At 66.8% G+C, this 14,841-nt stretch carries 15 protein-coding genes and 1 pseudogene; 5 read left to right on the top strand and 11 right to left on the bottom strand.

Annotated features, from left to right (window positions below; all coding sequences use genetic code 11):
* Positions 1–27: 27 nt before the first annotated feature.
* The 4 genes from QGN17_RS07480 to QGN17_RS07495 all read right to left on the bottom strand — a co-directional run bounded on the left by QGN17_RS07480 (position 28) and on the right by QGN17_RS07495 (position 3,465).
* A complete protein-coding gene (locus QGN17_RS07480; protein ID WP_281045171.1) occupies positions 28–723 on the bottom strand; it encodes a DUF1013 domain-containing protein in 696 nt (231 codons plus the stop codon).
* 168 nt (positions 724–891) lie between these two features.
* A complete protein-coding gene (locus QGN17_RS07485) occupies positions 892–1,554 on the bottom strand; it encodes a hypothetical protein (RefSeq protein WP_281043861.1) in 663 nt (220 codons plus the stop codon).
* A 158-nt stretch (positions 1,555–1,712) separates the two neighbouring features.
* Positions 1,713–2,330 carry a glutathione S-transferase family protein gene (locus QGN17_RS07490; protein WP_281043862.1) on the bottom strand — a complete coding sequence of 206 codons (618 nt, stop codon included), beginning with the start codon at positions 2,328–2,330 and terminating at the stop codon, positions 1,713–1,715.
* Between the two features lie 151 nt (positions 2,331–2,481).
* Positions 2,482–3,465, bottom strand: a complete 984-nt coding sequence (locus QGN17_RS07495; RefSeq protein WP_390902685.1) for an NAD(P)H-quinone oxidoreductase — start codon at positions 3,463–3,465, stop codon at positions 2,482–2,484.
* A gap of 96 nt (positions 3,466–3,561) precedes the next feature.
* On the opposite strand from QGN17_RS07495, the gene QGN17_RS07500 reads away from it, so the two are divergent.
* On the top strand, positions 3,562–3,759 hold the full coding sequence (locus QGN17_RS07500; RefSeq protein ID WP_281043864.1) for a DUF1192 domain-containing protein: 198 nt from the start codon (positions 3,562–3,564) through the stop codon (positions 3,757–3,759).
* A 135-nt stretch (positions 3,760–3,894) separates the two neighbouring features.
* Positions 3,895–6,216 (top strand): ATP-dependent Clp protease ATP-binding subunit ClpA, encoded by a 2,322-nt coding sequence (clpA, locus tag QGN17_RS07505; RefSeq protein WP_281043865.1) that lies wholly within the window; start codon positions 3,895–3,897, stop codon positions 6,214–6,216.
* A 64-nt stretch (positions 6,217–6,280) separates the two neighbouring features.
* Here clpA and QGN17_RS07510 read toward each other — a convergent pair whose 3' ends face one another.
* Together QGN17_RS07510 and QGN17_RS07515 are read right to left on the bottom strand one after the other, a co-directional pair.
* A complete protein-coding gene (locus QGN17_RS07510) occupies positions 6,281–6,712 on the bottom strand; it encodes a hypothetical protein (protein ID WP_281043866.1) in 432 nt (143 codons plus the stop codon).
* A 9-nt stretch (positions 6,713–6,721) separates the two neighbouring features.
* A complete protein-coding gene (locus QGN17_RS07515; protein WP_281043867.1) occupies positions 6,722–6,859 on the bottom strand; it encodes a hypothetical protein in 138 nt (45 codons plus the stop codon).
* A gap of 414 nt (positions 6,860–7,273) precedes the next feature.
* On the opposite strand from QGN17_RS07515, the gene QGN17_RS07520 reads away from it, so the two are divergent.
* Positions 7,274–7,819 (top strand): L,D-transpeptidase family protein, encoded by a 546-nt coding sequence (locus QGN17_RS07520; protein ID WP_390902686.1) that lies wholly within the window; start codon positions 7,274–7,276, stop codon positions 7,817–7,819.
* Positions 7,820–7,915: 96 nt separating this feature from the next.
* Here QGN17_RS07520 and QGN17_RS07525 read toward each other — a convergent pair whose 3' ends face one another.
* Genes QGN17_RS07525 through proS form a run of 3 tightly spaced genes read right to left on the bottom strand, consistent with a single transcriptional unit; the run spans position 7,916 to position 11,140 of the window.
* Positions 7,916–8,587, bottom strand: coding sequence for an ABC transporter ATP-binding protein (locus tag QGN17_RS07525; RefSeq protein ID WP_281043869.1), 672 nt, complete (start codon positions 8,585–8,587; stop codon positions 7,916–7,918).
* A complete protein-coding gene (locus QGN17_RS07530) occupies positions 8,580–9,827 on the bottom strand; it encodes a lipoprotein-releasing ABC transporter permease subunit (protein ID WP_281043870.1) in 1,248 nt (415 codons plus the stop codon). Before QGN17_RS07530 ends, QGN17_RS07525 begins: the two co-directional genes overlap by 8 nt.
* Complete coding sequence (gene proS / locus QGN17_RS07535; RefSeq protein WP_281043871.1) at positions 9,824–11,140, bottom strand: proline--tRNA ligase; 1,317 nt, start codon at positions 11,138–11,140, stop codon at positions 9,824–9,826. Before proS ends, QGN17_RS07530 begins: the two co-directional genes overlap by 4 nt.
* Positions 11,141–11,567: 427 nt before the next feature.
* On the opposite strand from proS, the gene QGN17_RS07540 reads away from it, so the two are divergent.
* Entirely contained in the window at positions 11,568–11,732 is a 165-nt protein-coding gene (locus QGN17_RS07540; RefSeq protein WP_281043872.1) for a hypothetical protein, read from the top strand.
* 35 nt (positions 11,733–11,767) lie between these two features.
* Positions 11,768–12,016, top strand: a complete 249-nt coding sequence (locus QGN17_RS07545) for a hypothetical protein (RefSeq protein ID WP_281043873.1) — start codon at positions 11,768–11,770, stop codon at positions 12,014–12,016.
* Positions 12,017–12,019: 3 nt separating this feature from the next.
* On the opposite strand, the gene QGN17_RS07550 is transcribed toward QGN17_RS07545, so the two are convergent.
* Positions 12,020–13,657: a CTP synthase gene (locus tag QGN17_RS07550; RefSeq protein WP_281043874.1), complete on the bottom strand. Its 1,638-nt coding sequence runs from the start codon at positions 13,655–13,657 to the stop codon at positions 12,020–12,022.
* Between the two features lie 592 nt (positions 13,658–14,249).
* A pseudogene (secG, locus tag QGN17_RS07555) lies at positions 14,250–14,472 on the bottom strand (preprotein translocase subunit SecG); the annotation flags it as partial.
* Between the last annotated feature and the right edge of the window lie 369 nt (positions 14,473–14,841).

Raw genomic sequence — 14,841 nt, forward strand, 5'->3', positions numbered from 1 at the left:
CGCTCCTCGCAATGACGAGGTGACGTCTCAGCGTTTGAACGGATCGACCACGCCTTCGGGCAGCTGGTAGCTCGGGCGCGGCGCCTCGTCCTCGCCATCCGCCGCCGGAGCCGCGTCGCTGCCGACCGCCGGGCGATGCGCGGCGTCGCGCTGGGCGCGCAGTTCCTCGATCAGCGCCGCGCGGTCGCCGGACAGGCGCTCGTCGACCGGCGCCTCGATGCCCGCCGCCTTCGCCGCCTTGGTGATCGCCGCGTCCAGCTCGCGCTGCGAGCAGAGACCGAGGGTCACCGGATCCTTCGGCGTGATGTTGGCGATGTTCCAGTGGCTGCGATCGCGGATCGCGCCGATCGTGGTGCGGGTGGTGCCGATCAGCTTGCCGATCGCGCCGTCCGACACTTCCGGATGGTTGCGGATGATCCAGGCGATGCCGTCGGGCTTGTCCTGCCGCTTGGAGACCGGCGTGTAGCGCGGCCCCTTGGTGCGACGCGCCTGCTCCGGACCCTTCAGCATCTGCAGCTTGTAGTTCGGGTTGGCCTGGCCCTTCTCGATCTCCTCCATGGTGATCTCGTGGGCGCGCACCGGATCGCGGCCGGTCAGCTTGGTGCCGGCGGTGTCGTCGGCGATCGCCTGCACCTCGAGAATGTGGAGGCCGCAGAACTCCGCGATCTGCGGGAAGCTGAGCGAGGTATTGTCGACCAGCCAGGACGCTGTCGCATGGGGCATGAGGGGCTGGGCCACGGGTCTCTCTCCGAGCAGATAAAGAAAGGGCCGCCCAACGCGGGGCGGCCTGTGCATGGCGGGAATGTAGTGCGAACGGCGCCTGCGGGCAAGCGCTTCCGAACATGCCAAGCCCGGCCGCCCTCGGGAGAGCGACCGGGCCAGCGTCAAGGTTTACTGCGGCGAGCCGGTCGTAACCGTCGTCGTGGTACGCTCCGCGACCGCCGTGGTGGCGGGTCGATGCACGACCTTCACCACCTTGTGACGCACCGGAGCGCGGCTCGTGGTCTTCTCGGTCGTGGTGGTCACCACCGTCGGCGGCTGGTTGCGCATGGCATCCAGGTTTTCCTGCGCGGCCGCGGCCGAGGCCGCCGAAGCCTGAGCCGAGGCATTGGCGTCGGCGGCGCGCGCATCGGCGTCGGCGACCTTCTGCTGGGCGTCGGCCTGCGCGTCGGCCGCATCCTGCTGCGCCTGCTGGGCCTGCGCATTGGCATCGGCGACACGCGCGGCGGCCGCATTGTTGTTGGCCTGATGCGCCTCACCGATCGCGGTATCGGCCAGGCGACCCGCATCGATCGCCTGATCGATCGCGGTATCCTTGTGACCGTCCTCGACATTCTGCTTGGCCAGATTCAGTTCGGCCTGAGCACGCGCGATCATCGCGGGCGTATTGCCGCTGGCGCCGACCTTGTTCGCGGCATCGATCTTGGCCTGCGCCGCGGAAATCTCCGCATGAGCGCGATCAGCCTTCCCCCAACCGGCATAAGCCGGAACAGCGCCCAGCGCGAGAAGCGCGGACACCGAAGCCCCCCGCATCAACATAGAAAAGCGGGTCATGACCATATCTCCTTTACCCTGGTGGTCGGCGCCCGAACGATTGCTCAGAAGAAGTGGTTCCTACATTTATGTGGGGTTCATCAAATAGGCGGAAGCGGGGCACGAGGCCTTGGCTTTACTTGGCCGAAAATCTGGCAGATTCCTCAGCGTCTTGCCGGTCACTGGTCGATCGCGATGTGCCCAGGCAGACCCGCGACCCGATCCAGCCATCCCTGAACGGCAGGCCAGCGGGCGAGATCGAAGCCGCCCTCGCCCGCGACATGGGTGTAGGCAAAGAGCGCGATGTCGGCGAGGGTGAACGCCTCCCCCACGAAGTAGTGCCGGTCGCGCAGATGCTCGTCCATCAGATCGAGCGCCGCTTCGCCGGCCACGCGCTTGCCCGGCAGCGCGGCCTTTTGCGCATCGCTCAGCCCATCCGCGCCGATGAAGGCCAGCCAGAAGCGTAGCGTCGCGACATTGGGTTCGTGATTATATTGCTCGAAGGCCATCCAGCGCAGCATGTCGGCGCGATCGAAGCGATCCTCGGGGATCAGGGGCGAGCCTTCCGCCAGATAGAAGCAGGCGGCGCCGCTCTCCGGCAGGAAGCGCTCGCCGATCTGCAGGACGGGGATGCGGCCGTTGCCATTGACGTCGCGCAGAAACGCAGGCGTCCGCGTCTCGCCCTTCAGGATGTCGTAGCCGCGCCGTTCCAGCGGCAGGCCGAGATGGGCGGCGACCAGGCGGATCTTGTAGCAATTCCCCGACGGCGCATATTCGTGCAGTACCAGCTTTTCCAAGGACGCCCCCCTCTTCCGTCATGCTGACGAAGGTCAGCATCCATTCGCGCATCCATCGATGCGGCGCGAATGGATGCTGAAACAAGTTCAGGGTGACAGGAAGGAGAAACACGGCGCCCTTCGATAAGCCCCGCTTATCCTTGCTCCCCGCTTATCCGTCCATGGTCAGCACGATCTTGCCGACATGATCGCCGCCATCCATCCGGGCGTGCGCGGCGGCCGCGTCGGCCAGCGGGAAGGTCGCGTCGATGATCGGCCTGAGGCGACCATCCAAGACGTGCGGCCAGACCTCGCGCTTCAGTTCGTCCGCGACCAGCGCCTTGAACGCCACGTCGCGGGCGCGAAGCGTCGATCCGGTCATCGTCAGGCGGCGCACCATGATGTCGACCAGGCTCACCGTCGCCTTCGCTCCGGCCTGCACCGCGATGGTGACGTGCCGCCCGTCCGGCGCCAGGCATTTCAGGTTACGCGGCACATAATCTCCACCCACCATGTCGAGCACCGCCTGGCACCCCTTCCCGCCGGTGAGGCGCTTCACCTCCTCGACGAAATCGGCCGTCTTGTAGTTGATCGCGTGTGCTGCGCCGATCTCCAGCGCGCGGGCGCATTTGTCGTCCGACCCGCAGGTGACGATCACGGTGAGGTCGAACAATTTGCCGAGCAGGATCGCCATCGTGCCGATGCCCGACGTGCCGCCATGGACCAGCACGGTGTCGCCCTCGATCGCATAGGCGCGTTCGAACAGGTTGCTCCATACGGTGAACAGGGTTTCGGGTATCGCGGCCGCCTCCACCATCGAGAGGGACGGCGGCACCGGCAGGCACTGGCCGGCGGGCGCCGCGCAATATTCGGCATAGCCCCCGCCCGAGACCAGCGCACAGACCTTGCTGCCGACCATCGAGGCGTCCGCCCCCTCGCCCGCCGCGACCACGGTGCCGGCAATCTCCAGCCCCGGAATCGAGGGCGCGCCGGGCGGCGGCGGATACATGCCCTTGCGCTGCATGACGTCGGGGCGATTCACGCCCGCTGCCGCCACCTGGACCAGATATTCGCCCGGTCCCGCCACCGGCACCGGCCGCTCGACCGGAACGAGCACCTCCGGCCCGCCGGCTGCCTCCGGATCGATCGCGAGCATGGTCTTGGGAAGGTCGGACAAATTATCCCCCGCTTTTGCGCCGGATGGCCGCGCGCACTTATTGACAGCAGGCGACGCAGGGTCAACGATCCATCCATGAGTTCGGAAGATGACCTGCCCCGCCGCGCCGACGATCCCGTCGCCGCGCTGGCGCGCCAGGATCTCGATCCGCTCTCCGTCGAGGAGCTTCACGCCCGCATCGCCGGCCTCGAAGCAGAGATCGCCCGCACTCGACGAAAGATTGAAGGCGCCGTTAACCATCGCGCAACCGCGGACGCCTTATTCAAGCGATGAGGACAGCCCGCTCCGAGAGCGGCGACACGCACTATGCCCCTCCGGGGATGGGCGTCCTTGATGAAACGGTTGCCGCACCCGACATGAAGGGAACGGCGCTCCGCTTCGTCGGGCCGCCGCCTAGGAGTTGAATACATGCCGTCCTTTGCCAGAGAGCTCGAAACCACCCTCCACAATGCGCTGGCCGCCGCCAGCACCCGCAAGCACGAATATGCCACGCTGGAGCATCTCCTCCTCGCCCTTGTCGGCGACGAACATGCCGCGCAGGTGATGTCGGGCTGCGGCGTGGAGCTGTCCGAGCTGAAGGACGCGGTGACGCACTATCTCGATACCGAGCTGGATGCGCTCAAGACCGATACCGAGACCGATCCTTCGCCGACGAGCGGCTTCCAGCGCGTGATTCAGCGCGCGATCCTGCACGTCCAGTCCTCGGGCCGCGAGGAGGTGACCGGCGCCAACGTGCTGGTCGCGCTCTTCAGCGAGCGCGAGAGCTATGCCGTCTATTTCCTGCAGCAGCAGGACATGACCCGCCTCGATGCCGTGAGCTTCATCAGCCACGGCGTCGGCAAGGGTGGCCAGCCCACGGAGGCGCGTGAAGTGAAAGGCAATGAGGAAGACAAGCAGCCGAAGGCCGAGCCCAAGCAGAAGGGCGACAGCGCGCTGAAGCAGTTCACCGTCAACCTCAACGAGAAGGCGAAGGAAGGCCGCGTCGATCCGCTGATCGGCCGCACCGCCGAGGTGGATCGCACGATCCAGATCCTCTGCCGCCGTTCCAAGAACAACCCGCTCTATGTGGGCGATCCGGGCGTCGGCAAGACCGCTATCGCCGAGGGCCTCGCGCGCAAGATCATCGAGGGCCAGGTGCCCGAGGTGCTGAAGCCCGCCGTGATCTACTCGCTCGACATGGGCGCCCTGCTCGCCGGCACGCGGTATCGCGGCGATTTCGAGGAGCGGCTGAAGCAGGTCGTGTCGGAGCTGGAGAAGCTGCCGCATGCCGTCCTCTTCATCGACGAGATCCACACCGTGATCGGTGCCGGCGCCACCTCCGGCGGCGCGATGGATGCGTCGAACCTGCTCAAGCCCGCGCTGTCCGGCGGCCAGATCCGCTGCATCGGCTCCACCACTTACAAGGAATTCCGCAACCATTTCGAGAAGGACCGGGCGCTGCTCCGGCGCTTCCAGAAGATCGACGTCAACGAGCCGTCGGTCGAGGACACGATCAAGATTCTCGCCGGCCTGCGCCCCTCGTTCGAGGCGCATCACCACCTGAAATACACCACCGACGCGGTGAAGACGGCGGTCGAGCTGTCGGCCCGCTACATCAACGACCGCAAGCTGCCCGACAAGGCGATCGACGTGATCGACGAGGCGGGCGCGATGCAGATGCTGCTGCCCGAAAGCCGCCGCAAGAAGGTGATCGGCCCGAAGGAGATCGAGGCGGTGATCGCCACGATGGCGCGCATTCCCCCGAAATCGGTCTCGGCCGACGACAAGACGGTGCTCGCCAGCCTCGAGACCGATCTCAAGCGCGTCGTGTTCGGGCAGGACAAGGCAATCGAGATACTGTCCTCGGCGATCAAGCTCAGCCGCGCGGGCCTGCGCGAGCCGAACAAGCCGATCGGCAACTATCTCTTCTCCGGCCCCACCGGGGTCGGCAAGACGGAGGTGGCGCGCCAGCTCGCCGAGATCCTGGGCATCCCGCTCCAGCGCTTCGACATGTCCGAATATATGGAGCGCCACTCGGTCAGCCGGCTGATCGGCGCGCCTCCGGGTTATGTCGGCTACGATCAGGGCGGCCTGCTCACCGATGCGGTGGACCAGCAGCCCCACTCGGTCCTGCTGCTCGACGAGATCGAGAAGGCGCATCCGGACCTGTTCAATATCCTCCTGCAGGTGATGGACAACGGCAAGCTCACCGATCACCACGGCAAGACGGTCGATTTCCGCAACACGATCCTGATCATGACGACCAATGCCGGCGCGTCCGACATGGCGCGTGAATCGGTCGGCTTCGGCGTCTCGACCCGCGAGGACGTGCAGGAGGAGGCGGTGAACAAGCTGTTCACCCCGGAATTCCGCAACCGCCTCGATGCGGTGGTACCGTTCGGCTACCTGCCAACCCCGGTGATCGCGCGGGTGGTGGAAAAGTTCATCCTCCAGCTCGAACTTCAGCTGTCGGATCGCAACGTCCACATCAGCCTGGCGGATGATGCCCGCGACTGGCTGACCGAGAAGGGCTACGACAAGCTCTATGGCGCGCGCCCGATGGGTCGTCTCATTCAGGAGAAGATCAAGCAGCCGCTCGCCGAGGAATTGCTGTTCGGCAAGCTGGTCAACGGCGGCGAGGTCCGCGTGAAGATGAAGGACGAGGCGCTCGCCTTCGAGATCACTCCGGCCGCACCGAAGGGATCGAAGAAGAAGGCCCCTCCGAAGAAGAAGGCGCCGAGCAAGGCGTAAGCGCTACCCCCGAGCGGGGTCGAAGGAGCGGCCGGGCAGCGATGCCCGGCCGTTTTCCATGCGGCTATACGCGGCGCGGGCGCGAGAGGATCATGCGGGTAAGGCTCACCAGGCCGGGGAAGCTGGCGGTGGCGAGCTGGCAGACGAAACTGATGTTTCCGGCTTCCGCCCATGTGGCGTAGTCGATCGTGTTCGTGACATGCAGGACATCCAGCACGAGATTGACCGCGAATAGGCCGAACAGCGCCAACAGCCAGCCTCTGCGCATCCTTACGGCAAGCGCGAGCGCGCCCAGCGCGAACAGGCCGTCGCTGGGGAGCGACCAATCCTCTACGACGCCCAGCATCCACAGGATCGTGTTGAACGCCCAGTAACAGACCAGCAGACCGGTGCAGCCGACCGAGACCCACCACCGCTCGTCGTCCGCGAACAGCGAGATCAGGAAGAACAGGATCGACAGCAGAGCGAAGATGGTCGTCTGCTCGGCCGGCTCCATATTCCCGCCTCAGTAGGGCTGCGACGGCGGCTTCGGCGGCGGCGTGGTCGGGATACCCCCGCTCTGCGGCTGCGCGGTGCCCGGATTGATGGCCGCGGTGTCGGTGGAAGGCTGCAGAAACAGCATCAGAACGGCGAGCAGGCTCATCACACGCCCTCTTGTCATGACCGACGGATCGACGGTCGCCAAGCACCATATCGCGGCTCATGCCCGCTGTCAGCAGGCTCGCCGCGCATTTCGTGGTTAACGCACCGGACGGACGGGCCATCGCCGCACGCCGAATCGCTGGCGCGGTGCGCACCCCCGTGCCACCTTAACGAACATGGTTAACGGATTCGGGCGGCCGCCCGCATCCAGGCCGCGTACGCTTATCCTGTTCCGTTTTCCCCCGAGGATCCTCGCCCGATGCACAGGCCGAAACGCCCGCTGCTCCTCGCGCTCGTCGCGCTCGGCCTGACCGCCGGCACCGGGGTGCCCGTTGCGATGCGTGAGCGCGGTTATTGGGCGGATCGGCCGCTCCCCGCCCGCCCACTCGCCTCACGCTTCACGCCGGCCGACGCGATGCGGCTGCGTCCCGGCCAATATCGCTGGGCGCCCTATGCGGAGGACGGCGCGCCGATCAGCGTCGCGATCGACCTCACCAACCAGCGCGCCTTCGTCTTCCAGGGGCAGGCGCTCGTCGGCATCGCGGCGGTATCGACCGGACGGCGCGGACACGGCACGCCGACCGGCACGTTCCCGATTCTGGAGAAAGCGCGCTTCCACCGATCGAACATCTATTCCAATGCGCCGATGCCCTTCATGCAGCGGCTGACCTGGGGCGGCATCGCGCTCCATGCCGGCTACAATCCGGGGCGACCTGCCTCGCACGGCTGCATCCGCCTGCCCTACGGCTTCGCACGCATCCTGTTTCAGGCGACGCGGGTGGGCGCCACCGTCGTGGTGACGCGCGGCGCCCCGATGGAGGCGCCGCCGATGATCGAGCAGCCCGACATTCAGATGACCGCCGCCGAGCCGGAACACACCCAGCCGCTCACGCCAGGCAAGCAGGTGGCGGTGATGAGTACGGACCGGACGGTGGCCTACGTGACGGCAACGATGCTCTAGAATCGTCATCGCGAGGCGCGCAGCGCCGTGGCGATCCACAGGCCGCGTCATGGATTGCTTCGCTACGCTCGCAATGACGACTGAGAGACGCCTTGCTTACCCCAGCACCCCATCGTGCAGCCGCACCACGCGGTCCATCCGCGCCGCCAGCCGCTCGTTGTGCGTGGCGATCAGCGCGGCCGATCCCTCCTCGCGCACAAGCCGCAGGAATTCGACCAGCACGATGTCGGCGGTCGCCTCGTCCAGATTGCCGGTAGGCTCGTCGGCCAGCACAAGCGCCGGCCGATTGGCCAGCGCGCGGGCCACCGCGACGCGCTGCTGCTCTCCGCCGGAGAGCTTCGACGGCCGATGATCGAGCCGGTGCGACAGGCCGAGCGTCGTCAGCAGCGTCTTCGCCCGCGCGTCGGCCTCGGCGCGGGTGGCGCCGTGGATGATCTGCGGCAGCACGACATTCTCCTGCGCCGTGAAATCGGGGAGGAGGTGGTGGAACTGGTAGACGAAGCCGAGGCTGTCGCGTCGCACGCGGGTGCGGCCGTCATTGTCGAGCTGCGCGGCCTCCTCGCCGGCGATGCGGATCGATCCCTCGAAGCCGCCCTCCAGCAGGCCTACCGCCTGCAGCAGCGTCGACTTGCCCGATCCGGAAGGGCCGACCAACGCCACGATCTCGCCCTGCGCGATCGAGAGGTTCACGCCACGCAGCACGTGGATGGTCTGGCCGCCCTGGCTGTAGGCGCGGCGCAGATCGGTGAGTTTCAGCACCTCACTCATAGCGCAGCACCTGCACCGGATCGGTGCTCGACGCCTTGAACGACGGGTAAAGCGTGGCCAGGAACACCAGCAGCAGCGTCATGCCGATGATCACGGCGTTGTCCGGAAAGTCCGGCTGGAACGGCAGATCGGTCAGCATCCGCACCGAAGGATCCCAGAGATTGGCGCCGGTCAGCCACTGGATGCCGTCGACGATATCCTGGTGGAACACCGAGAAGATCAGGCTGATGCCGATACCCGCCAGGATACCGAGCACGCCGATCGTCATGCCGATCGTCATGAAGATGCGCAGCACCGCTCCCCTGCTCGCCCCCATCGTCCGCAGGATGGCGATGTCGCGGGTCTTGGCGCGCACCAGCATGATCAGCGAGGACAGGATGTTGAACGCCGCGACGATGATGATGATGCTGAGCACGATGAACATCACCACCCGCTCCACCTCCAGCGCCTGAAACATCGCCGCGTTCATCTGCCGCCAGTCGACCAGCACGCCGTCGCGGATCACCTTGGGCGCGAGCGGGGCCAATATCTGCGACACCTTGTCCGGATCGGTGACGCGCAGTTCGACCATGCCGACGGTGTTGCCCATCAACAGCAGATCCTGCGCATCCTCCATCGGCAGCATCACATAGGCCTTGTCGTAATCGTAGACGCCGATCTCGAACGTGGCGGCGACACGGTAGCTCACGATCCGCGGCGCGGTGCCGAACGGGGTCGACTGGCCGGCTGGATTGAGGACGGAGATGGAATCGCCCACCGTCACACCCAGCGATTCCGCCAGCCCCGTGCCGATCGCGACGTTGCCGGAACCCGGCGTCACCTCGGCGAGATTGCCCGCCTTGACCTTGGAGCCGATAGTCTGGCGCATGTCGGACAGGCGCATCCCGCGCAGCAGGATCGGCTCGGCCCGGCCATCCACCTGCGCGAAGAGGGGCTGTTCGATCAGCGGGATGGCGGAAGTGACGCCAGGCGTCGCCTTCGCCTCGTCGGCGATCGTCTGCCAGTCCGCGATGCCCCGGCCCGAATAGCCCTGCACGATGGCATGGCCGTTGAGACCGGCCATCTTGTCGAACAGATCGGCGCGGAAGCCGTTCATGACGCCCATCACGATGATCAGCGCGGCCACCGCCAGCGAAACCGCGATCAGGCTGATCGAGGCGACCATGAAGATGAACGCCTCGCCCCGCCCCGGCAGCAGGTAGCGCCGGGCGACCATCCGCTCCGTACGGCCGAGGATCAAGCGCTCACCTTCGCCAGCGCGGCCTCGATCGAGAGTTCTTCCTTGTCGCCGGTGGCGCGGCGCTTCAGCTCGACGACGCCCTTCGCCAGCCCCTTGGGGCCGATCACGATCTGCCAGGGGATACCGATCAGATCCATGGTCGCGAACTTGGCGCCGCCGCGCTCGTCGCGGTCATCGTACAGCACCTCGATGCCCGCCGCCTGCAGCTTCGCGTAGAGATCGTCCGACGCGCCCAAGCAGGCCTCGTCATCCACGCGCATGTTGATGATGCCGACCTTGTACGGCGCCACCGCATCCGGCCAGATGATGCCGTTATCGTCGTGGCTCGCCTCGATGATCGCGCCCATCAGGCGCGAGACGCCGATGCCGTAGCTGCCCATGTGCGGGATCACCTCGCCGCCGCCTGGCCCCTGCACGCGCAGGTTCATCGGCTTCGAATATTTTTCGCCGAAGTAGAAGATGTGGCCCACCTCGACGCCGCGCGACTGGCGGAGCTGGTCCCCCGCCGCCGCCTCGGCGGCCGCGTCGCGCTTCTCGTCGGTGGCGGCATAGTCGGCGGTGTAGCCCGACACGATCGACTGCAGGCCCGCGACGTCATCGAAATCGACGGCCGAAAGCTCGGCGGGCTTCTCCCAATTGCTATGGTAGAAGACATCGCTCTCGCCGGTCGGCGCCAGCACGATGAACTCGTGGGAAAGGTCGCCGCCGATCGGGCCGGTGTCCGCCTGCATCGGGATCGCGCGCAGGCCCATCCGCGCGAAGGTGTTGAGGTACGCCACGAACATCTTGTTGTAGCTGTGGCGCGCGCCGACCTCGTCGAGATCGAAGCTGTAGGCATCCTTCATCAGGAATTCGCGGCCGCGCATCACGCCGAAGCGGGGGCGCACCTCGTCGCGGAACTTCCACTGCACGTGATAGAGCGTGCGCGGCAGATCGCGATAGCTGCGCGCCGAATCGCGGAAGATGGTGGTGATCATCTCCTCGTTGGTCGGGCCGTACAGCATCTCGCGGTCGTGCCGGTCGGTGATGCGCAGCATTTCGGGACCGTAGGCGTCGTAGCGACCCGATTCGCGCCACAGGTCGGCCGACTGGATGGTCGGCATCAGCAGTTCGATCGCACCCGACCGGTCCTGCTCCTCGCGCACGATCTGCGCGATCTTCTGGAGCACCCGCTGGCCCAGCGGCAGCCAGGCGTAGATGCCGGCGGCGGTCTGGCGCACCAGCCCTGCGCGCAGCATCAGCTTGTGGCTGACGATCTGCGCGTCGGCGGGCGATTCCTTGAGCACGGGCAGGAAGTGGCGGGACAGGCGCATCGATCTCTCTGGAATCTCTCGTCCGGCCACGGGATGCGGCCGTTCCGAGGCTCTATGCGCCGAGCGCGCGGGAGGCAACCTTGCGGCTATGTTGCGGAATCGTCACAGAGCGGGGCCATTCGGCTGTCCAACCGTGCAAGGCCGGTGACAAGCGGACATTTACCAACGTAAACAGACGCCACGAACACAAGGCAAGGCCTCGGTTCGGGGAGGGCAAAGGCCCCGCTGACCTTTTCTGAGGGGGAAAGGATCGGCGAGCGGGCCGGAGCCGTAAAAAGGGGGCTGACGAGCATTCGTCACGCGGGACGCCCGGATCGAAAAGGTCCGGGCGTTTCGATTCGTGGGCTACGGACATCCTCCCCGTCAGCGGGAGGATTTTGGACCTTGGCCCATCCCGATGCGTTGAGCCGTGGAAGGAGACCTCCCCATGGCCACGCGCCCGCCAGAAGCCGATCCCAGCCTGCCAATCGATATACCCGTGCCCGAGCCGGTCGATCCGCAGATCCCCTCGCCCGCTGACCCTACCGCGCCCGGCGTCGTTCCGGGCCAGCCGCCACTGCCGGGCCACCATCCCGATCCGGACGGGCGCTAACCGCTCGCTAACCGGCTGCGTGGCATCGTCGCGCCATGCTGCCGATCAAGACCCGAACCGTTTTCAAGAGTCGCTGGATGGCATTGCTGTGGGCGGGCGGAATCGTGTGGAGCGCGGCCGAATTCGCCGGCAGCCAGCCGCACAGCGCATCCCCCGCTCCGGCCAACGGGGCAGACGCGAGCGGAAACACCGCCGCCCCTGTCGCGACCGATGCCGATGGCAATCCGATCAGCCCGGCCGATGTCGCCGCGGCGAAGGCGGCCGTCGCCGCCTTCGGTAAATAGAGGTCAAACCAGCCGCGACTGCTTGAGCGCCGCCTCGATGAAGCTCGCGAACAGCGGGTGCGGATCGAACGGCTTGCTCTTCAGCTCGGGGTGGAACTGGACGCCGACGAACCACGGGTGATCCGGCCGCTCGACGATCTCGGGCAGCTCGCCGTCGGGCGACATGCCGGAAAAGACCAGCCCGCCCTGCTCCAGCGCGTCCTTGTAATGGACGTTCACCTCGTAACGGTGGCGGTGGCGCTCCGAGATATCGGTCGATCCATAGATCGATGACACGTGGCTGTTGCCGGCCAGCTTCGCCTCATAGGCGCCCAGCCGCATCGTGCCGCCGAGATCGCCGCCCTCTTCCCGCTTCTGGAGGCCAGCCTCGGTCATCCATTCGGTGATCAGGCCGACCACCGGCTCCTCGGTCGGGCCGAATTCGGTGGTGGAGGCCTTTTCGATCCCCGCCGTGTTCCGTGCACCCTCGATGCAGGCCATCTGCATACCAAGGCAGATGCCGAAATACGGCACCTTGCGCTCGCGGGCGAAGCGGACGGCGGCGATCTTGCCCTCCGACCCGCGCTCGCCGAAGCCGCCGGGAACGAGGATGGCGTGCATCGGCTCCAGAGACGGCGCGATGTCCTTCTCCGGTCCCTCGAACAATTCGGCGTCGAGCCAGCGGATGTTGACCTTCACCCGGTTGGCGATGCCGCCATGGACCAGCGCCTCGTGCAACGACTTATAGGCGTCCTTCATGCCGGTATATTTGCCGACGACGCCGATCGTCACCTCGCCTTCCGGGTTGGCGAGGCGGTCCTCGATGTCCGCCCAGCGGCGCAGATCGGGCGCGGTGCTGTCCGGATCGATGTCGAAGGCGCGCAGCACTTCGGCGTCGAGGCCTTCCGCATGATATTGCTGCGGCACGCCGTAGATCGTCTCGGCGTCGAGCGCCGGGATCACCGCCTCGGGCCGCACGTTGCAGAACAGCGCGATCTTGGCGCGCTCGCCCTGCGGCAGCGGCTGCTCGCAGCGGCAGACCAGCACGTCGGGCTGGATACCGAGCGCGGTCAGGTCGCGGACCGAATGCTGCGTCGGCTTGGTCTTCAGTTCGCCCGCCGCCGCGATGTACGGCACCAGCGTCAGGTGCACGAAGATCGACTGGTTGCGGCCGAGATCGTTCTTCAGCTGGCGGATCGCCTCCATGAAGGGCAGCGATTCGATGTCGCCCACCGTGCCGCCGATCTCGCACAGCACGAAATCGAGGTCGTCGGTGTCGGCGCGGGCGAACGCCTTGATCGCGTCGGTCACGTGCGGGATCACCTGCACGGTGGCGCCAAGATAGTCGCCCTTGCGCTCCTTGGCGATGATCGTCTGGTAGATCCGGCCGGAGGTCACGTTGTCGCTCTGGCGGCCGGGAACGCCGGTGAAGCGCTCGTAATGGCCCAGATCGAGGTCGGTCTCCGCCCCGTCGTCGGTCACGAAGACCTCGCCGTGCTGGTAGGGCGACATCGTGCCTGGATCGACGTTCAGATAGGGATCGAACTTACGGATGCGGACCTTGTAGCCGCGCGCCTGGAGGAGTGCGGCGAGCGATGCCGCCATGAGACCCTTGCCGAGCGAGGAGACCACGCCGCCGGTGATGAAGATGAACCGCGCCATGGGAGTCGGGCCTTAACGGAGCGAATCGAGAAAGGGCAAGACGTAGGACTCCTGCAAACGCGCACAAAGAAACGCCCGTGCCGGACGGCACGGGCGATGAAACGTCTGAAATCAATCGGTTACTGGGGCGTCGCGCCGTTCGAGGCGGGCGCGGCCGGAGCCGGAATGTTCACCGTCGGAACAGCCGGCTTGGTCGCCGCCGGAGCCGGAGCCGTGGTGGCGGGCGCCGTCGTCGCCGGCTTGCGCGCCAGCGAGAAGTTGCCGCTGCCGATGTCGCCGATCGCCTTGTCGGCCTTCGACGTATCGATCTTGCGGATTTCCGGGGCGGGCGCCGCCTTGCGCATCGCCTCCGCCTGCGCGCGCAGCTTGTCGGCCTGCTCCTTCGCGTTCGGCGCCGGGGCCTGCTGGGCCGCACCCGGAAGACCGGCGGCGGCGGGCTGCAGCGCCTGCTGGGTCGCGGCATCGGGTGCCGGTGCGATCGGCTGGCCAGCCATCGGGATGCCCGAGATCGGCGATCCGGTCTGGCCCGGCGCGGTGATCGGGCCGATCGGACCCTGGGTCGGCGCGTTGGCGTCGATCTTGGTGGTGCCGTCGCGGCGCGAGGCGAGCGCCGCGATCACGAAGGCCATGATCACGAACAGGGTCGCGAGGATCGCGGTCGCCCGGCTCAGGAAATCGGCCGCGCCGCGCGCGGTCATCAGGCCCGAGGGGCCGCCGCCGACGCCGAGTCCGCCGCCTTCCGACTTCTGCATCAGGATCACGCCGACGAGCAGCGCCGCGATGATGGCGTGGATGACGAGCAGGAAGGTAATCATCGGGCGAACGGTCTCTTCGACATATGGAAAGGCGCCCGGAGCCTGAGGCCCGGACGACAAGCGCCGCCCTCTAGCGCGTGTGGGGGTCGGAGGCAATGGAGGTGCGCGCCACGCCACGTACAGACGCCGCGTGCAGGATTTGCGGACACAGCTCCGCCCTCGAAATGTGCGAGGGACGGCCGGTGGTCTCGCGATCGCCTTCGCCTCGCGAGGGGGTGGCTATCGCAGGGACGGCGCGCATTCGGCCGTGTGCGTCGCCGGGCAGGCTTGGGCGGGCGTGGCGGGGAAGTTCGCTCAGGGAACCGCGCCGGTCACGACGGCCCCGGTGGGAGGGATAAAAACCACCGAACCGTCCCTCCGGGCGCCGTG

The sequence above is a fragment of the Sphingomonas oryzagri genome (assembly GCF_029906645.1).
GTDB classification, from domain to species: Bacteria; Pseudomonadota; Alphaproteobacteria; order Sphingomonadales; family Sphingomonadaceae; genus Solisphingomonas; species Solisphingomonas oryzagri.

Bases quoted from the DNA above. Each gene is read 5' to 3' on its own strand.
- QGN17_RS07495 (WP_390902685.1), bottom strand. From the start codon at position 3,465: ATGCTCGCGATCGATCCGGAGGCAGCCGGCGGGCCGGAGGTGCTCGTT.
- QGN17_RS07515 (WP_281043867.1), bottom strand. From the start codon at position 6,859: ATGAGCCTGCTCGCCGTTCTGATGCTGTTTCTGCAGCCTTCCACCGAC.
- QGN17_RS07500 (WP_281043864.1), top strand. From the start codon at position 3,562: ATGAGTTCGGAAGATGACCTGCCCCGCCGCGCCGACGATCCCGTCGCC.
- QGN17_RS07510 (WP_281043866.1), bottom strand. From the start codon at position 6,712: ATGGAGCCGGCCGAGCAGACGACCATCTTCGCTCTGCTGTCGATCCTG.
- QGN17_RS07480 (WP_281045171.1), bottom strand. From the start codon at position 723: ATGCCCCATGCGACAGCGTCCTGGCTGGTCGACAATACCTCGCTCAGC.
- QGN17_RS07540 (WP_281043872.1), top strand. From the start codon at position 11,568: ATGGCCACGCGCCCGCCAGAAGCCGATCCCAGCCTGCCAATCGATATA.
- QGN17_RS07545 (WP_281043873.1), top strand. From the start codon at position 11,768: ATGCTGCCGATCAAGACCCGAACCGTTTTCAAGAGTCGCTGGATGGCA.
- proS (WP_281043871.1), bottom strand. From the start codon at position 11,140: ATGCGCCTGTCCCGCCACTTCCTGCCCGTGCTCAAGGAATCGCCCGCC.
- clpA (WP_281043865.1), top strand. From the start codon at position 3,895: ATGCCGTCCTTTGCCAGAGAGCTCGAAACCACCCTCCACAATGCGCTG.
- QGN17_RS07525 (WP_281043869.1), bottom strand. From the start codon at position 8,587: ATGAGTGAGGTGCTGAAACTCACCGATCTGCGCCGCGCCTACAGCCAG.
- QGN17_RS07520 (WP_390902686.1), top strand. From the start codon at position 7,274: ATGCGGCTGCGTCCCGGCCAATATCGCTGGGCGCCCTATGCGGAGGAC.
- QGN17_RS07485 (WP_281043861.1), bottom strand. From the start codon at position 1,554: ATGACCCGCTTTTCTATGTTGATGCGGGGGGCTTCGGTGTCCGCGCTT.
- QGN17_RS07550 (WP_281043874.1), bottom strand. From the start codon at position 13,657: ATGGCGCGGTTCATCTTCATCACCGGCGGCGTGGTCTCCTCGCTCGGC.